This window comes from Leptospira inadai serovar Lyme str. 10 (genome assembly GCF_000243675.2).
Classification (GTDB): domain Bacteria; phylum Spirochaetota; class Leptospiria; order Leptospirales; family Leptospiraceae; genus Leptospira_B; species Leptospira_B inadai.
Map to the genome: position 1 here is coordinate 501463 of NZ_AHMM02000015.1, position 18297 is coordinate 519759.

Annotated in this window: 11 protein-coding genes; 2 read left to right on the forward strand and 9 right to left on the reverse strand. The window is 45.4% G+C overall.

Going from position 1 to position 18297, the window contains the following annotated elements; genetic code table 11:
- Positions 1-47: 47 nt before the first annotated feature.
- Both LEP1GSC047_RS06095 and LEP1GSC047_RS06100 read left to right on the forward strand, forming a co-directional pair.
- The gene (locus LEP1GSC047_RS06095) at positions 48-965 is read left to right on the forward strand and encodes an NAD(P)H-dependent flavin oxidoreductase (protein WP_039934171.1); all 918 of its coding nucleotides are present in this window, start codon (positions 48-50) and stop codon (positions 963-965) included.
- A 63-nt stretch (positions 966-1028) separates the two neighbouring features.
- Positions 1029-1478, forward strand: coding sequence for a PaaI family thioesterase (locus LEP1GSC047_RS06100; protein ID WP_010411743.1), 450 nt, complete (start codon positions 1029-1031; stop codon positions 1476-1478).
- Between the two features lie 92 nt (positions 1479-1570).
- Here LEP1GSC047_RS06100 and LEP1GSC047_RS06105 read toward each other — a convergent pair whose 3' ends face one another.
- From LEP1GSC047_RS06105 to LEP1GSC047_RS06150, 9 genes are all read right to left on the reverse strand, one after another.
- Complete coding sequence (locus LEP1GSC047_RS06105; protein WP_010411741.1) at positions 1571-1843, reverse strand: hypothetical protein; 273 nt, start codon at positions 1841-1843, stop codon at positions 1571-1573.
- A gap of 102 nt (positions 1844-1945) precedes the next feature.
- Positions 1946-2464 carry an MXAN_6521/LA_1396 family lipoprotein gene (locus LEP1GSC047_RS06110; RefSeq protein ID WP_020988438.1) on the reverse strand — a complete coding sequence of 173 codons (519 nt, stop codon included), beginning with the start codon at positions 2462-2464 and terminating at the stop codon, positions 1946-1948.
- Between the two features lie 74 nt (positions 2465-2538).
- Positions 2539-5466: an efflux RND transporter permease subunit gene (locus tag LEP1GSC047_RS06115; protein WP_010411736.1), complete on the reverse strand. Its 2928-nt coding sequence runs from the start codon at positions 5464-5466 to the stop codon at positions 2539-2541.
- Positions 5466-6053, reverse strand: a complete 588-nt coding sequence (locus LEP1GSC047_RS06120; protein WP_010411732.1) for an ABC transporter substrate-binding protein — start codon at positions 6051-6053, stop codon at positions 5466-5468. The genes LEP1GSC047_RS06115 and LEP1GSC047_RS06120 overlap by 1 nt, the downstream gene beginning before the upstream one ends.
- 166 nt (positions 6054-6219) lie before the next feature.
- A complete protein-coding gene (locus LEP1GSC047_RS06125) occupies positions 6220-6978 on the reverse strand; it encodes a TIGR04283 family arsenosugar biosynthesis glycosyltransferase (protein WP_052580633.1) in 759 nt (252 codons plus the stop codon).
- Positions 6933-7565 (reverse strand): TIGR04282 family arsenosugar biosynthesis glycosyltransferase, encoded by a 633-nt coding sequence (locus LEP1GSC047_RS06130; protein ID WP_010411726.1) that lies wholly within the window; start codon positions 7563-7565, stop codon positions 6933-6935. Before LEP1GSC047_RS06130 ends, LEP1GSC047_RS06125 begins: the two co-directional genes overlap by 46 nt.
- 607 nt (positions 7566-8172) lie before the next feature.
- Positions 8173-10632 (reverse strand): S8 family serine peptidase, encoded by a 2460-nt coding sequence (locus LEP1GSC047_RS06140; protein WP_010411722.1) that lies wholly within the window; start codon positions 10630-10632, stop codon positions 8173-8175.
- Positions 10633-10836: 204 nt separating this feature from the next.
- Positions 10837-13275, reverse strand: coding sequence for a S8 family serine peptidase (locus LEP1GSC047_RS20785; protein WP_052580635.1), 2439 nt, complete (start codon positions 13273-13275; stop codon positions 10837-10839).
- Between the two features lie 830 nt (positions 13276-14105).
- Positions 14106-18098 (reverse strand): ricin-type beta-trefoil lectin domain protein, encoded by a 3993-nt coding sequence (locus tag LEP1GSC047_RS06150; protein WP_010411695.1) that lies wholly within the window; start codon positions 18096-18098, stop codon positions 14106-14108.
- Between the last annotated feature and the right edge of the window lie 199 nt (positions 18099-18297).

The window sequence follows — 18297 nt, forward strand, 5'->3', positions numbered from 1 at the left end:
AGAAAAAAAAGATGGATTCGCTGGCTGATCGGTAAAAGCTTCTCTTCATGAAAATACGTACGTCCATCACTGATATGCTCGGAATCGATTTGCCGATCATCGGTGCTCCAATGTTTCTTGTTTCGTATCCGGATCTGGTCGTCGCCGTATCGGAAGCGGGGGGACTGGGAACATTTCCCTCTCAAAACTATAGAACCATCGAAGAATTGCGGAGAGGGTTGGAGGAAATTCGCTCCAGAACCAAAAAACCTATCGGTGTTAACTTAATTTTGCATAAGGATCACAATCCGAATTGGGCTAAGCATTTGGAGGTCCTCTTGGAATTCAAAGTGGAACTCATCATTACTAGTTTGGGAAGTCCCCGGAGTATAGTTGGAGAAGCCAAATCCGTCGGAACGAAAGTTTTTTGCGACGTCACGACTTTAAAGCATGCAAGGATCGTCGCGAAGTCCGGTGCGGATGCTCTTGTCGCGGTCGCGCAAGGAGCGGGTGGACACGCAGGAGCGATCTCTCCGTTTAGTCTGTTTCCATATTTAAAAAAGGAAGTCGGATTACCCGTTATTGCAGCGGGAGCGATCAGCGGAGGCGCGCAGATGGCCGCGGCACTTTCGCTAGGAGCGGACGCCGTCTATATCGGAACCAGGCTTATAGCTTCCAAAGAGGCTTCCGCCTCCGAAGAATATAAGCAAATGATTGTGGACTCTCCTCCCGAAGAAATCGTATACACCGAAAAAATTTCCGGGATTCCCGCAAACTGGTTAAGACGATCCGTCGAGAAGGCCGGAGACGATTTTCATAGCAATCGAACCCATAGTATCGATCAGGAATTTAAACGCTGGAAAGATATCTGGTCCGCGGGTCAGGGAGTCGCCCAAATCGAGTCCGTATTGCCTGCGGGTGACATCGTTCGAAATATGGCGAAAGAATACGGCGAAATCATAGGTAAATTACCGAAGCCCGGATAATCCGGATCTCGGTAATTTACGAATCCCGGCCTTCGTCGTTGTATTAAGGATTTCGAAATAACTATGAGCCGAGAATTTAAACCTAGAGGCGCCGATTATAAGAAAAGAGTTAAACAGATTTTTCTGGAGGCTAATTTTATTCGCTTATTAGAAATCGAATTGCTCGAGATCGAACCCGGTTTGATTCGAACTTCGTTAACGGTTCAGGATAAGCATAAGCAACAGAATAACTTCGTGCATGCCGGAGTGATTTCCACATTAGCCGATCATAGCGCCGGAGCTGCTGCAGGAACTCTGATCGGAGAACAGCAGGTTGTTCTTACGCTGGAATTTAAGGTTAATTTACTCAGACCTGGCATCGGAGATCGTCTCCGATGCCAGGCTAAAGTTATCTATCAGGGGAAGACGATAATCGTTGCCGAATCGGAAGTCTTTGCGGAGCATCATAAAAGGGAAAAATTGATCGCAAAGGCTACCGTAACTCTGGCAGTCCTAGGAAAGCTATACGGTTAGACTAAAGCCGAATGCTTCGATTCATTAAATGAAATTCGCCGGCCTAGCTTTAAATGCAAAGTCAAGACGAGACTTGGCGAATCGAAAAGACCTCATTTGTTGTTCGAAAAGCTGACAGGAATCAGATGAAAAACGCCGAAGATAAAAACTTGAGCGGCATCCGATATTTTAAAGCCGCCTCTCTGCGGAGCCCTTATCGTATAGATAATCGTCTCAATTACATGAGCCGCTAGTATCACCCAACCGAAAAGTATAATGATTCCATCATATTGCGGGATCAGTCGAATCATTTGAAATAAAAGGGCGATCCATGCGATCCAGAATAGGCCGGTTACGGTCTTAGAAATCGAATTGATTGCGTTCATCAAACCTCCAGGGAAATCCCCAATTCGTCGCTTATCCGAACCTGTAATCCGAAAAGGTCAAGAAAAACTTAAAGCATTCGAAGCGAACGCTATTAGCGTTGTCTAGGATTGGGACTCTATTTCTATCTTTTCGTCCTGTTCCGCTTCGTTCAGAACCGGACCCGTTAATTCATCGAATAGGGCCCGGAGTAAATGATAATAAGGGACCGCTTTCTGCGCTACGGATTCTCCGAACTTTTGCGTATACGTTTTGCGAAGCGATTGCTCGTCTTCCCCCTCCGTCGAATAAGTGGCGGAAGCCAGCGCCTCCCAGAGAATAGCGTTGGAGGAGCAGTTCTTTAATTGTCCAAGAGCCGAGAGCCGAATTTCTGATTTTCGAGACTCTTCCGTGAGTTTCAGCATAAGGATTCCCTGGGCTTTTCCAGGTAAACCGGTACAATCGGCGCCCTTATTCTTCGGATTCGGATAGACGATGAATTCCTTATGATGAGCTAGATATTGTTCGGACATCGACTTTGCCATCCCGGATTCGGGTAGACCGATCGAAGACGTCGAATCTAGGATTACGACGACTCTTTTGAATTGTGTTAAGGATTTTTCAAATTCGGGTGAAGATTTCACATAACGCACCGTGCAATTTGAAACAAGGCAGAGGACAAAAACGAAAAGTAAGGCTGTTATCTTTCTGAAACGTATCATTTAGATTTCTTTTTCGGGATTTTTTTCTTGAGTGGAATCTTCGGTTTCACGTCGCTCTTCGCTATTCTTGGCTTCGGCTGAATCGGGAGTGCCTCGGGAATCTTCGCTTCTAACGTCGGTTCTTCCGCTTCCTCAGGCCCAAGACCCAAAGGAACCGTTTCGGATTCCTCGGACTTTCTGGATCGGTATGCCAATTCTAAGATTGCCGGCAAAAGAGTTAAGGCGATTAAGAGGCAGGCGGCAATTCCGATTGTCGCCACTTTCCCGATGGAGTGCAATCCTCTTTGGTCCGCGAGTAGTAATGCGCTCCATCCTACTAATGTAGTTAACGTGGAAGCAATCACTGCCGGCCCGACCATTGCCATGGCTCTGACGATATCGTGATCCTCTCTAAAGCGATAGTAGATGTAGATTCCGTTTTGGATTCCATATCCGATCACGACGGGAAAAACAAGGACGTTCATAAAATTGAGTTTTAAGCCGATCAAAGCCATAAAACCAACCGTAACTAAAATTCCTAAAAGCAAGGGAATCAAAGATAGAACGGCAGGCAAAAAAGCTCTATAAAAAAGAATTAATACGATAATCACTAAAAACAATGTGATCAAAAATGCCGCAAATCCCTCTTTTTGGACGATCAGGATCAAATTTGCAAAAAGCATCAAACTTCCCGCAGTGCTCGTCTTGAACGTATACGATCTTGCTTGCGCGACATTCTTATAGGGTCTATGTTCGAGGATCGTCTCGACGGTACCGGGTAGAATCTTTAAGGAAAGAAATTTTTCCTTAGTATAAGAATTCAATGCGGCAAGAAGGGCCCTCTCTTCCGACTTTGAATACGTTTCTTTACTTGGTTCAATAAATCCTTTTCCGGCGATGCCCGTGGAATATAAGATCGTATTTAAATTTCTGCGGGAAATTTTCGGTACTTCCAGTTGTCCGACTGCGGCAAAGAATTCCAATAGCTTTCCGCCATGCCATAGAGCCACTTTCGGATACAGGAAGACTATATGACCTTTTTCTTTCGAAGTAGGAATTTCCTTAAATTGAGTTGCAAAATAATCCGGAACTTCCCGGTATCCGTACGGTTTTACCGAAAGAAATACTTTGGCTTTAGGAAGATACTTTCTCTGTTCGGGTTTTAGAAACGCCGGTTTGACGGGCTTCATATCTTTCGAAATCTGATCTAGAATTTTACGATTTGCTAATTGTTGCCCATAGGGTGGAACGAAATTCCAAAGCGAAACGACTTGGTCCACGGAACCGGAAATTTCCTCCGGGACCGGATTCATATAGTCGAATACGGCTTCGGATTCCTCCAAAGTATTCACGACTATCGCTTGCGGATCCGACGAAATATCGAACCGATCCGAGATTTCGTCGTAGAGGTTTACGGATTCTTGATTCTCGACGAGTAAGTTTCTGCCGTTCACGTCGAACTCGACTTTAGGAGCGAAGAATCCCAGAAAGAGGACAGCCAGTACGACTACCGTCGCAAGCAACCCGGGTCTGGAATAAAATTTTCTCAGTATTCGGGAGGGTGTCTGTTGTGCTTCGTTTAATAGAAAAACTTTCGATAAGCGCGGGAACCATTTTAAAAGTAACGTAATCTGTATTGCCGTAACCGCGTACATCGTCACGGCGATTACGAGAGTTCCGTAGGTCGCTATGATTCCGAATTCGCTGAAGCCCCGAAACTCCGAAAAGGAAAGCACCACGAATGCCGAAGTGGTCGTTAATGCCGAACTTAAGGAGGCTACTCCCGTATGATAAATCGTATCCTTGATGGATCGAATTAAATCCTGCTTTTTGGTGAATTCTTCCCTAAATCGATACAAGAATTGAATTCCATAGTCGATGCCTAGACCCATTAAAATGGACCCGATGATGCTGGTGATGCTATTTAGCTCTCCGATAAAAAACCCTGTGATCCCGAAAGTTATCAATAATCCCGAAAAAAGGGAAAAAAGAAGCATAGCGATGAAAAGAGGGTTTCTGAAGAACAGCAAAAGTAAAAACGCGATTCCTGCAAATGATGCAATTCCGATCGGCTTCAAGGCGCCTATCAAAGTCTCATAATCGTCTTGGTTAAGTTTATAGGTTCCGGTATAGCCCGCGTAAACGCCGTCCTTTTCTAGATGGGATTCCTTTACTATGGTTTGGATTCTTTGGTCCAGCCGTTTGTCAAAATCGATATCTACGAAAGATCCGGTCGGTTTGATCAATAATAAGAGCATTCCCTTGTCGGGAGAAATATTATATTCGTCGAATATATCTCGCTTAGCTAAGCGCTGGTATTTGGAAATAATATCGTTAAAATCGGGGTTATATTCCTCGTCGGTCAGCTTTATGAAGAAGGGGTTTGCGCGTTCAACTTCCTCTTCGATTTTTCGTTTGACTCTTTTTCGTATTTCGCTCAAGTCTTCCGTTTTTAAAAATAGAGGAAGCCTATCTTGCAAAAAGGAAACGTTATATCGGTACGATACGAATCGAACGAATTCCTTATCCGCCAAAAATAATTCGGCGAGTTTTTCGGAGGACCGTTTGAGGACCTTTTCCCTCTCTTTATAATAGGCTAAATGCTTCCGTTTTTCCGCATCGGCAAGATCGAGTTCTTTTTTTTGCAGATCGACATTGCCGTCCCGCTTAGCTTGAAAGGCTTTCACTAAGTGGGAGGTCATTCCCTTCTCGTCCTTAAACTTGAGAACTACGGTATAAAATCCGCTTCCTCCGACCATTTCGATCACTTTACGCGTTATGACGACCGAAGGGTTTTCCGGAGGCAATAGTTCCAGATTGTTGCTATTGATCGATAATCGAGTCGTATAAAATGCGGAAACGAAGAGGAAAATCAATAGGCAGATTGATGACGTTACCGGACGAGTCAGTACTGCGTCAGTCGATTTAGAGAGAAATTTTCTCATCAATTTTTAGCCGCTTTCTGAACTAAAGCGATGGTTCCTTTGACTCCATTTTTTTTTAAGGACGGTTCTATATTTTTCGTGCGATTAATGTCGGTCGCGAGCTTTCCTTCAGTTTCAAAATCCGTAATATACCAATTCCCGTCGATTTCGGAAAGAATCCATGCGAAGGAAACTTGATCCGAACCTTTATACAAAATCGAGGAACCGATTCTGATTCGCTTATCTTTAAGGATCGGTTTTTCGTAGGTGATATCTATCTTATCGAAATATTTTACCGCGATCGGAAAGGCCTTATTCACTATATACTCGGCGATCGCATCTTCGAATTCCTTTCTTTCCGCACTCGAAAATTTAGACGCGCCGATTAGCGATTCTGAAAAACGACCCACATGGATCAAAGCGAGGGCCTTGTCATTTTTTTTATATCGAATAAAGCCGACCAACTTTTTAACCGCGGAAAGAGACGATTCCTCCGGTGAGACCGCTGTTTCCGTCGGAGGTGGAGTTGTAGGTTGAGCCTCTTCGGAAAACAGAGTAGTATTTGCGAAGAGCAGGATGCTGATTAGAAAAATTCGGGTTTGTTTCACGAGTCGTACCTGATATCGGAAGGGTCCGAGGAGTTTTATTTACGTCCGAAGGTTGCCGATGGCTGAATGGATCGAACTTTTCGTACAGTACCCGGTGGGGAAGTTCTAAGTCAACGGAAATACCCTCCGCAAACTTACGTTTCCATCTAAATAAAGGTTTATCCGTTTACGAAGGGAATTCCTTCTTTTTTTTCGTAAGAATCCGATACGATTTCTCGATCAAATTTGGTCCAGCTCCAAGTATAAAGAGGAGAGAGCAAATAAAATAAGAGAACTGCAATTTGAGTATTCCAATTTCTGCAAATTTCCTGGAAGAAACAATTATACAAGAGTCTAAAACGTTAAAAGAACTGATCTTACGAATTCTCCGAACGATCTCCGAATCCTCCATTAAATTCCAATCTTCTTGGAACCCTCCGCATTTTGAAAAAATCTCCGTCGTCACGAATAGTCCTTGATCACCGAACCTTAATAGATTTAAGTTCCTATCTTTGTAAACGGCGTTCAGCTTCAGCCAACATTTCTTAGAATCGTAGCGAATCCGAAAGCAACCTGCCGGTTTCCCTTCCTCCACGCTGGATCGAATGGCTTGGAAATAATCTTCCGGCGGAAGACAATCTGCGTGGAGAAAGAATAGGATTTTTCCATTAGAGAACTTTGCACCTAGGTTACATTGAAATGCGCGACTTTGAACGGGTGAATCGATTAACGTTACTCTATATTGGGAAACGATCTGTTTTGAATTGTCCGTACTTTTGCCGTCGACCACGATGATTTCAAGATTTTCATCCTTTCGATTTAAGGAATCAAGTCGTTCCAATAGTATGGGAAGAAAATTTTCTTCGTTATATACAGGGATAATAACGGAAATCTTTGAATTTAAGAGGAAGTCCTTCTCCACGCCAAAATCCCTTTTGCTTCGCATTCTTGCAGATCTTTTAAAGTATCGATGTCGCTTAAAACGGGAAGTAAACCGACATTCCTTCCTGCCTGTCGAACTTTCTCTAAGCTTGCATGCAACACAGTGCTCGTACTCCATTGGATTCCGTGGAAGAGTTCCGGAAAGTCTTTCTTCAATCCGATCAAATAATAGCCCCCGTCTTTTGCCGGACCAAAAACGACCTCCTTCTCATGTAAAATTCGGAAAGCCTCTTTTATATGAAACTCTTGGAGTTCCGCACAGTCGCTTCCGATTAAAACGGCCGAGGAATATCCGTTATGAAACGAGTATAGGAATGCGTTTCTCATTTTTTCGCCTAAATCTCCGCCCTGTTGCACTTTTGTAATTAAGGGGGAGTTCCCCCAAATCTCCGATTCGCTCGAATCGGGAAGAAATGAATCGAACCATAAAATCTTGGGAATATCGAGAGGGAGCACGCATTCTCTGGTCTTTTTCACTAAAGCGAGGTAGACTTCCAATGCCGCTTTTTCGCCGATGTGCTCTGCAAGTCTCGTCTTTACCCTTCCGGCAATCGGATTCTTTAAGAATATATGTAAAATCGGATTTGGCATTAGAGCTAGTAAACCGACACTTGAGAAGTTACATGTTTCATACTTATTCCTGTCTAAAATCGAGCAATTAATTTACATTCCACGGAAGCAAAAACATGCCGTCGCCTTTTTCCCGTATCCGAACAGATCCTAGAGCCTTGCTGCGGTCGTAAATCTTGAATGAAAGTTTGCGATAGTCGATTGAAACCGTTTTTCGATAACGGTGGAGGATCGCTGGATTTTGTAGAATTAGTAAATTATAAAAAATAGATATACTTTCTGTATTCCGGTGTACGGATGATCCGGTTCTTAGGAATTTTGCAGTCGATTTAAATCTGCGGAAACATTCGAAAGACCGAACGAATCCGAACGGCAAAGCCTTCATCTGGACTGTTGCCGGGTGGGCTGTAGGCGTTCCTCCCTCGATTGGGAACGAAAAGCGGTTCGATAACGGCCTGAATATTTCGCATAGTGAATATCGAAGAGAAGGCTCTCCTTACCAACCTAAGATTGTGACCGACAATTTTTAAGAAAAGGAGAATCTCTTTTCCCAGGATCTCCTCACCGACTGGCGACGGAAAGTATAGAGGTATCTCGCGCAAGGAAAACGCCTAACAGCTAAACGAGATCAAAGTTCCTCCCTTCCGGCGCAAAAGACGCTGATTGCCTGAACGGAATTTAGGACCCGTCCTTCGGTTACTTGATCTCTGAGAGAATCTATCTTATCCGCATTCCCTAACAAAGCCGCTTTCAGTTGCTGGGCAGTAGCGTTCGGTTGGCATTTCTTCATTTGGACGAATGTGGCGGCAACCAAAGGAGTGGCGTAAGAAGTTCCCGCTGCCACTTCAAAATTCCAGAGAACCGGACGATCTGCAAGTCCAAGCTTCACAGGGTTCATATTAGGAGTATTCACTAATATATCTTCCCCCGGAGCCGCAATGTCGATCTTACCCGCACCAAAATTGCTAGAGTGCCGCAACTGAGGAATCTGACCGGTTCCTAGAGAACCTTGAGACAGGGCAGCAACTCGGATCACAGGATCATATGTTCTATCCAGATCGGTTGCTGGATTATAACATCCTGGGCCTGTTAGCTCTTCACAAACCTCACCTAACGGTCGACCTTCATTTCCGGCGGCGGCGACGAGGATGCTCTTGTTTTTCCGTCCAATGAGACGGATTTTTTCGTAATACTGATTTTGAAGTAACACACGTCCTGCCGGTGGAAAAAGCTCCTCTTTCAATGCCAAAGAAATATTTACGATCGGATCTTCCTCGGCAAGGACATCATTCCACATACTGATCCAGTGCGCGTAACTATGTTCCTTAAAAATAGTTGGGGTCAAATGGCGTACGATTACAGGGGTTCCGGGCGCAGCTCCGGTCACTCTATCTGATATCACGGATGCAACCCTGCTTCCGTGAGTTAGTGCCGAAGGTGAGAATGAACTTCGATCGTTTGTGTCGTTATTATAGCCTACTCTTTTATGCTCTAAAGATTGGTCTTGTAAATAAACGAAGTTGTCGACCACCGTTACGGTAACCTCCGGATCATGTTTTTTCGAATAAAACGCGGATAAATAATTCCAAACCTGTTTGGCAAGAGTCTTAAACAATAACGCCTTGGCACTGCTAGTAAACTCGCAATCCGCTTTTTGATATCCAGTTCCTCTTTTTTGTCGTGAACTCGTTTGATCCGAAGGATCGCACTCTTCTGCATCGTTCACTAACGGGGTCCCTTCCTTTCGGACTAATTGGCATATGGTTTGCATCGTTTTTTCCTGCCTTACGCAATGCATCGGATATCCGGTTTCCGCTGTCGGCTGGATCCATTTTTCGTTCTTAAAGAAATCCACTCCCAACAACGCCAGCTCTCGATCAGAGTACGGTTCGCTTTTGTAGGAGCCTGGTTCGTCTACTCCACCGAAGGATGATCCCAAAGAGAGAGTGCAGGTGTAATAATAACCTCCGCCGGATATTACTCTCCTGCAAAAATCCGTTTTACCGTCATTGTTCGCATCGATCCATCCTCGCGATGTTTCAAGTCCCAATTCTAAACTTCCCGATTTGACTGGGGATGCAAAACCGTTCCCTGTCGAAGAGAGACACTGGATGGTGCTCGTATCCAATGCATAACAAAAATCTGATTTTCCATCCCCGTTCCAGTCCGTCCACCAGCGCACCGTACTCGGATCATACACTTGCAATCTAGATTCAACAGGGTCGCTTGCGACCTGGGATCCGAACTTACCTCCCTCGTTTTTCATGAATAAGATCCTGATCCTTCCCTTGGTTTCTTCGATCCAAGTAAGATCCTTGTCAGTATCTCCGTCGATATCTACCCAGCTAGGAAAGGTGATCCTTGCAGTTTGGCTTGTATAATTCAGTTTCACCGTGTTCATGGGAACGAATTTATTTCCTTTGGAAATTTGACAGGAAGCCTCCTCGTGGCCTGTGGCAAATTTCCCGGCATAACAATAATCCGACCGTTTGTCTCCGTCGATATCCACCCAATATACGTCGGATTTAATGGAATCAAATCCGCGAGGAAGAGTTCCTTCGATTATGGCTCCTCCAACATACTCTCCCTTTTTGTTTTCTAGTATACTAATGCAGCGAACACCGTAGTTGACATTTGCGCCAAATAATTGAATATAGAGTCCGCAATAATCCGGAATTCCGTCTCCGGTAATGTCGGTAAATTCAGGTTCTAATAAGTCAAGAATGTCTGCGGAAGAAACATTTATTTTGAATAACGGATTGAATTTGCCGTAATAATTTACGTAACAGCTTAGAGAGGAGGACAGATCCATTCCGATCGTTTTTTCACAAAGGTCGTCTATTCCATCACTATTTGCGTCTACCCAATATTGCTTATTGAGTCCAGAGATTTGATTCGTCTCAAATCGATCGTTTTTCGTTTCGGGAGAAAAAAGGATGCGTATTGCCTTCGAGGAGGATCCGGTATTTCCTGCGGGAGGGCAATCGCCTCCTAAAACAAAAAGGATTAGTAGGCAGGATAAAAAAGCGGAGTGTAACTTTTGCTTTTTGACTATATTAAAAAATGGAAATGAAGGGATGGCAGACATGCCTATTATTAGTATTTTAAGGAAAATGTACCGAAAAAAGATCTTTGATCGAAGCCGGAGTTGCCGCAGGCGTCGATCTCTCTTTATAGATTGGAGCTGGAATGAGTCTTTAGAGGAAATCCCGACCTAGCGAATCTAGATTGAAATTAATAATTAACCCCCGAAGATTGTTCAGGGGGTAACTAACTCTGTTGATCTTGCCTTTTACAATTCTTCGCGAATACAAAATGCTTGGATAGCTCGCTGGGCATTTAAGACCCTGCCATTGATGACCTGAGTTTTCAGTCCTTCCACCACATCCGCATTATCTAATAGTCCTTGTTTCAGTTGCTGAGCCGTCGCTTTAGGTTGACAGGATTTCATCGTAGCCAGGACGGCTGCTACAATAGGAGTTGCGAAAGATGTCCCCGATGAAACATGATTATGCCATTCGTCAGGACTCGGGTTCCCGTCGTCGTATGGGGTGCGAAAGAAGGGGCCCCTTACATCTATTCTTTCTCCGGGAGCAGCTATATCCACTCGGTCGGATCCGAAATTGCTCGAGAAAAACAATTCAATTATTCCATATTCTGGCCTATTGGGATCATACTGTGAAAGAGCCGCGACTCGAATAACGGGATCTCTATTTTTTCGTACCGGATCATTCGGAAAGTAGCAGGCCGGCATCTCGAAGCTTATGCAATGATCATTCATCGATTTGCCCTCTGGGTTCGAGTTTCCTGCAGCGGAGACTATCAAAGATTTATTTTGAACTCCGATTGCATCTATCCTATCGTCGAAATTAGAGTCCGGCGTTCTGCGTATGGATCCCGTTACGACAACGATCGGATCTTGATCGTTCAATATATCATCATATATTTTTCTCCAAGTATCTGCATGCGAATGAGTAGCTGTGTTCATGATCTTTTCCCGAATCCCGATTTTTGTCCCAGGGGCTTGGCCGAATTCGTAATCATATATAACGGAAGCGACCTGGGAACCGTGCGTCAAATGTACAGGATTGCTGCTGAAAAATGAGTTAATCTCGGCGACCGGAGTGTTTTCATTATAATCTCTTTTGAATTTCTTGAGAGATCCATCCATTATAAATACTTTATGATCGACTACCGTAACGTAAACATCTTTACGTTTATATTTTTTAGCCAATTTGTATACACCAACATCCATATGCATAGCTGTCCTATACCATAGTGCGGCGCAGGCTGCTGCGACAGCGCCGCTATTCTTGTATCCACTGCTCCTTTTTTCCCGGCTCAGTTCCTCATCCAAGGGGCATTCATCTTGGTCTACGAGTGGGCTTCCTTCTTTTCGGACCAATTGGCAAACTGCTTTGTCTAACAAGCCTTGTACTGCACAGTGCATCGGATACCCTGTCTCCCCCGTAGGCTGGATCCATTTTTCGTTTTGGACCATACTTTCTCCCAGCAACATTTCTGGATCGGTGTATAGGTCGCTTTTGTAGGAGCCTGGTTCGTTGACTCCGCCGAAGGAAGATCCCTGAGAGAGTGTGCAGATATAATAATAACCGCTGCCGCCGGACATGACTCTTCTGCAAAAGTCGGTTTTACCGTCGTTATTCGCATCGATCCAGCCTCGTGATGTGCCCACTCCCAACTCCATGCTCTCCGATTTAACTGCGGATGCAAAGCCGTTCCCTGTCGAAGACAGGCACTGGATGGTGTTCGAATCAGAAGCATAACAAAAATCTGATTTTCCATCCCCGTTCCAGTCCGTCCACCAGCGCACGGTGCTCGGATCATCCGCCTTTAACCCGGCTCCAATGGGGTCGCTCGCGACCTGAGATCCGAACTTACCTCCTTCGTTTTTCATGAAGAGGATTCTGATCCTTCCGTTGGCTTCTTCGATCCAAGTAAAATCCTTATCAGTATCCCCGTCGATGTCCGCGAAACTCGGGAAGGTAATCTTGGCAGTTTCACTTGTGAAATTTAATTTTGCTGTACTCTTGGGAACGAATCCGGTCCCGCTGGAAATTTGACATGCAAGCTGATAGCCCAAGCCAACGTTTTCGACGGAGCAATAATCTGATCGTTTGTCCCCGTTGATATCTCCCCAATATAAGTCGAATTTACTAGGTTCAAATCCACGAGAAAGGGATCCTTCTATGATCCCTCCGGTAGAATATTCTCCCTTTTTATTTTCTATTATACTCACGCAACGAACACTGTAGTAGCCATTTACGCCTGATACGTGAAAATCGAGCCCGCAATAATCCGGAATTCCATCCCCAGTTACATCCGTGAATTGCGGTTTCACTAATAAAAGTTGATCATAGGAAGAAGAACCTATATCGAATAGCTTACTGAACTTGCCGTAATAATTCGTATGACAACTTAGAGTTGTTGACAAGTCTATGTTTGTCGTTTTGGAGCAAAGATCTTCAACCCCGTCGCCATTTGCATCTATCCAATAACTTGTAGTAAGCCTGCCCAGATCGTGCTCAAATCGATCATTTTTCGTTTCGGGGGAAAAAAGGATGCGGATCGCCTTTGCAGACCCGGTATTATCTTTTGGAGGGCAGTCGCCGCCTAAAACAAAAAGGATTAGCAGGCAGGATAAAAAAGCGGAATGCACCTTAGGTCTTTTGCCTACAGTGAAAAATGAAAATGAGGAAATGTTTCTCATACTCATTCATTGGTTTTTAAAAAGAAAATGTATCTGAAAAAGGTGTCAGAGGAACAGAAGACAGACGACTGAGGTCAGACGCGTTCGCTTTCAGAGGACAGAGGTCAGACGCGTTCGCTTTGCTCACGCTAGACAGAAGCTGCTATACGTTGGGAAGGCAGCCGTGACAGAGGAAAATCCACTAAAACACAAGAATCTTTCTCTAGTACATGGCAACTCCGCTCATCAATGTTCTGTCCTCTGCAGAAGACTGAAGACAGTAGCTGCTCGAGGTTGAAAAAGTTACAGAAGTAGAGGAAAGATCCCCTGTACACAGGAATTTTTCTCGGGAAGATGGAAACCCTGCTCATCAATGTTCTGTCTTCTGTGAACTGGAGAGTAGAATTTACTTAAAAAACCCCGCCCTTTGGGTGGGGGCCGGAGCGGAGCGGTGGAAAAATTCCTGTACCACAAAACGATTCCCCTGACAAGAACTTTTCCAGAAAGAATTTAGTAGGAGCTCCCACGCAGAGGACAGAGGACAGAGGACTGAAGACAGAAGCTGCTAGACGTTGGAAAAGTTACATAGGACGGGAAAAATCCACCTTAACAGAAGGAATATAGCTCCAGAACATGGAAACTCCGTTTATCAATGTTCTGTCCTCAGTCCTCCGTCTTCTGTTCTCTGAAAAGCTGCTATACAGCGGAAGACTACGGAGTTAATTCGAATGCAGTTTGTTTGATTGAAAATTTGACTTCACTTTGTTCAGTCATCCTTCGGGAATCTCGCTCCCTGCGGGTCGCTCGATTAGGCAGCGCGGGGGAGGCGTCCCCCCGTCTGCCGTCGGGTTTTATTCGTTTATCATACTCCATTTTAGAGTTTCAGCATAACTCCAGCCCGTATTGAATACCGGGTTCCCCGGCGATAATCCATCCGCCCAATTGCTTGGGGATGCTATGACTCGGAGCATCGAATTCGTGTCGCTTACGTTACGGATGTAACCGTCGCCGATCAGAAATTGCTGGTTCGGGCCGGTATTACATTGCCAAACTACCAGTCGGCCCCCATTTAAATTTCCTCGGTTGTCCAGACAATAATTCGGATCCGTCTTTACGTGTAGTCGTTTCGTTTCCGGGTCGTACCACCAGAGCTGATTTCCACCTCCATTCTTATACCATTGAACGAGCGGCTTTCCGTTAGACATGGTTCCGTCCCCATCCACATGCAGATAATATCCCGATTTCTTATTTTGCAGGTAAATATAGCCTGTCCCACTGTCCGAACATTGTGAGAGAAGAGAGCTGGGATCTTGAGCCGCGTTTCCGACCAAACGAATCCCGCCGAAATAATACGGCGTATCCGTTTGCGGGGTATCTAATTGGAACAACTGGATGGAGTCGCTTCCTGATTTCAAGGAGCAACCGAGGTCTTGGAGCGAATTCCGCAATTTCGGAAACGTTACCGTCGGCGGTAGAGGGATCTCCTTGAGCACACTGTTTATGAACGGAATGATCATGGTTTGAACCAACGGAGTCATGACTTCCTGGAGAGCCTCCGGATCCAGGGAATACGGATTGTACGTGTCTCCTCCCAATACCTCGACCGTATAGACCGCCGAATTTGGATCGGAAATAAGCCCCTGAAGCGCATTCAGATTCGCATAAGCAGGATTGTTAAGCGGATTGGAGAACGTTTTGAATGTGAAACGTATCCCTGCCTTCAACGATATGCGCACCGCACCCAAATTATTTTGACTTCCGTTCGGTCGGGAATCGGAATTGCATCGATTGAGCTCATCACCGGTTAGTCCGCTGCAAGAAGCCGGTTTTTTCGCAACAAGGACGATCTGCATTTCGGGAAGGGAAAGCAGAAGCGAGGGAACTCCCGCCGAGGTCATAGGCTGGAATTGCAGAGAAGGAGCGAGTAACGGCTGCAAAACAAATGAGACAGTATCGTACGATGCGACACCGGGAAGGGGATTTCCGGATGAATCCACTCCGTTTAATGTCGAGACCGTCCGATCCGGAGCGATCACGCTCAAGAGGTTCGAAACTCTCGATATGTTCGTTACGAATTGATAGAGAGGATCCCCGCTTCCGGTGATGCTCTGCATCGTATTTATGAAGTTTTGGTCTACGGTTACATCCAGACCTCTTCTTTGCCAGAGTTGAAAAGCCGCCTGCGTAATCGTGTCCGAATGCAAGGACAATAGAAAACCGGGATTATTCGACGACTGAGAAAATTGGTACGTTTGTTTAAACGACGCCGACGGATCCTTAGTGGAGATCATTCCGGTCTTTCCTTGCTGCTGCCTTAGACCTTTCCCGTTCGGATCCGTATAATTACTGGTGATTCCGATATCCAAAGAACTTGCGATCCCCTTATTCGTGCCGTCGTTTTTTACCGACGCATCATCGCTTAAATTCAACCGGATCGTCATCGGAAAATTTTGTAAAGGGGGAGGTAGGTAATCCGGCAGGGTCATGGTGATACCCTGATCGCGAAATCCCGAAATGATCGAATTGTTCATCACACTCGGTAGAACCCGACGATTCACGTCCCGTAGCATATCCGAAGTGACTGCGGCTTTGACCTGCTGGACGGCAGTGTTCGCCGCATTGTCCATTAAGGAAGGCGCCACTATTTTTAATAACCATACTAAAAACTGGTCTAGAACGGAGTTATTACTTCCGTTATACGTAATATCGGAGATAGTCAAATGATCCGACCAATCCGAGGTTTGAAAACCCGAAGATCTAGGAGAAAGGGAAATGTTCCCGTACGAATCCGTTTTAAAATCCGATTGAGAAAGAAATTGCCGAGGAGTCGCGTCCTGCAATTGAATCTCGCTCCCTACATACTGCCCATTCACCCAGTTTAGTCTGGCCGTCGCATTATAGAATAAGAGGGTTCCGGTAGGAACGTAACAGAATTCGAGTCCTAAACAGTTTTCCAAACGGGTTGTGATAAACAGATCCACTTCCACATATCGAGATTCCAGATCCAGAGCAAGCCCTGGAGAATCGCTTCCGGAACTTTGCGTGGTGTTCAGATTCGCAGTAGCAACGACTTGCTTTACGGTTCCCGAACCGTCCCATACATATCCTGGCACTTTGATATCCGTTACGTAAACATCGAGGGTAACATAGTGGTCCAGGGAAATACAAGTAGTCCTCCCTGGACTGCAAGATACATCCGGATTGTACGTTGCTTGCTGGTATCCGACAAAGGATCCCGCATCGATTTTCGCGCTGTATTTGTTAAAGTTCCTAGGGTTTTCGGTGAAGGCCGTATATTCTACATATTTGTGACCCGTGCAATACGTTTGGGTATAGGTTCCTCCGCGACTGCAGGTTCCTCCCGCGCAACTGCTGGCAGTATATTCATTTCTGCAAGAGGTACAGTCGTACCAACCGTCCGGAAGCTGAGAAGGACAGGACGTCGTGACAGCGCCGGAACCTTTGGCAGGCGCCTTCGGATCCTTAAACGTCCAATGAGCTGCCTGAGTATAATAACGGCCGTAATCGTACCAGTCCTTGTATGTTCGGCCTCCACTATCTGTGGGCGGAACGCTCGTTGGATACGTAGTGGAAGTTGCGGTCGGCAGCCAGCAATATCCTTTTCCTTCCGAACCCGGTTTGGAACCGAAAAAAGAAATATATTCCAGATTCTTGAAATAATCCAAGTTGAAGGTTTGACCTGAAGCCGCGTCCCCGGGGCGCATGCAAGCTTCTCCGATGTTCCACTGTCCGTCGGAATAGAATTTTTTCTTACGCAATTGCGGAAGACCCTTGAGCATGTCCTGAAATGTAAGTAGGTTTCCGTTCGCGTCCTTTACTCGGAAAGCGTTCTGCGTATATTTCTGGACCAATTTCGCGAACAGCGGAAGAACTTGCGATTGATCTAATATTCCTCCGCCTACGTTTTGCACCGAGCCGTCCGCATTTGCCAGCGCTCCGTAATTGAAGCTGAAAAATTGGGTATAGGTCTTCCCGGACGAAGCGGTAATCGTGTAAAAGTAGGTGTTTCCTCCGGTAGAGGGGGGCAGATTCGATTGGCTAAGGTTCAAAGAATTCAGGCTAACCAATGAATCGGAGCAGGAAGCAGTAGCTGCGCCTCCGCAGATCGGGTAGTTTGCACTCGTACCGCTTCTATTGAGAACGATAGAGGATACTCCGGACGCGGCGGTTACGAATTTCGAATTTAAATATAGATCCGCGGAAGGGTCCAGGGTTATATCATTCTCCCCGTGTAAAGCGTAACTCGCATTGCCCTGGAGAACGGAATGCTTCATGTCGAAACTTCCTTCCGTAGTAAACGAGACCGAATACGCTTGCAAGGCCTTACCTCTCGTAGTTAACGCCCCCGAACTTATGGTTAACGTATAGGTCTGGTTAGGTAATAACGTGCGAAGAGGATTTATGACGAGAGTTGTCCCGGAAGTCCAGTTTAACTCCACTCCGGAAGGACCACCGTTCGCGGAAGACGGCCCTGGTAGAGGGGTTTTTTGCGTCCCGTATGTAAGCGAGATATTCTGATTGGTCGAAGTCTGTTGCATACTCTCGGAAAATATAACCATCAGATCTTTGTATCGATCCACGTTCTGTAGCGAATTTATCAGCAAGTATCCCTGAGGACCATTCTGCCCAAAACCGGCGGGAAGAGTGACCAGATCGGATTCGGTGTTCTTGTACTGATAGGACTTCCCTAAAAATGAGATTCCTAAAAGTTCCGCCAGACTGGAAAAGCCATTGTTCAGTCCACGTGTGCAGCCATTAAAAATTAACGACAAAACGAAAACGGCAAAAACGCTTTTCGTTTTGTTCCAACTGATACGGTTCATGGTAATAATTCCCTCACTTCTTAATGATTCCCGAAAGAGTTGAGAATGTACCGAAGAAATGCCGAGAATTCGGGAATTCTTTATTTTATAACAACTGTTATTATAAAAAAGTTTCTAAAATCGCCAAGCCTTCGGCAAACGGAACGAAAAAGAAGGCTCTCTTCGGTTTTTAAGGTACAGTTTTCGTTTCTCGGACGGA

What these genes read in the sequence shown, in the direction of transcription:
- LEP1GSC047_RS06150 (WP_010411695.1), bottom strand. Translation starts at nt 18,098, where the DNA reads ATGAACCGTATCAGTTGGAACAAAACGAAAAGCGTTTTTGCCGTTTTC.
- LEP1GSC047_RS06100 (WP_010411743.1), top strand. Translation starts at nt 1,029, where the DNA reads ATGAGCCGAGAATTTAAACCTAGAGGCGCCGATTATAAGAAAAGAGTT.
- LEP1GSC047_RS06115 (WP_010411736.1), bottom strand. Translation starts at nt 5,466, where the DNA reads ATGAGAAAATTTCTCTCTAAATCGACTGACGCAGTACTGACTCGTCCG.
- LEP1GSC047_RS06125 (WP_052580633.1), bottom strand. Translation starts at nt 6,978, where the DNA reads ATGCGAAGCAAAAGGGATTTTGGCGTGGAGAAGGACTTCCTCTTAAAT.
- LEP1GSC047_RS06130 (WP_010411726.1), bottom strand. Translation starts at nt 7,565, where the DNA reads ATGCCAAATCCGATTTTACATATATTCTTAAAGAATCCGATTGCCGGA.
- LEP1GSC047_RS06095 (WP_039934171.1), top strand. Translation starts at nt 48, where the DNA reads ATGAAAATACGTACGTCCATCACTGATATGCTCGGAATCGATTTGCCG.
- LEP1GSC047_RS06140 (WP_010411722.1), bottom strand. Translation starts at nt 10,632, where the DNA reads ATGTCTGCCATCCCTTCATTTCCATTTTTTAATATAGTCAAAAAGCAA.
- LEP1GSC047_RS06105 (WP_010411741.1), bottom strand. Translation starts at nt 1,843, where the DNA reads ATGAACGCAATCAATTCGATTTCTAAGACCGTAACCGGCCTATTCTGG.
- LEP1GSC047_RS20785 (WP_052580635.1), bottom strand. Translation starts at nt 13,275, where the DNA reads ATGAGAAACATTTCCTCATTTTCATTTTTCACTGTAGGCAAAAGACCT.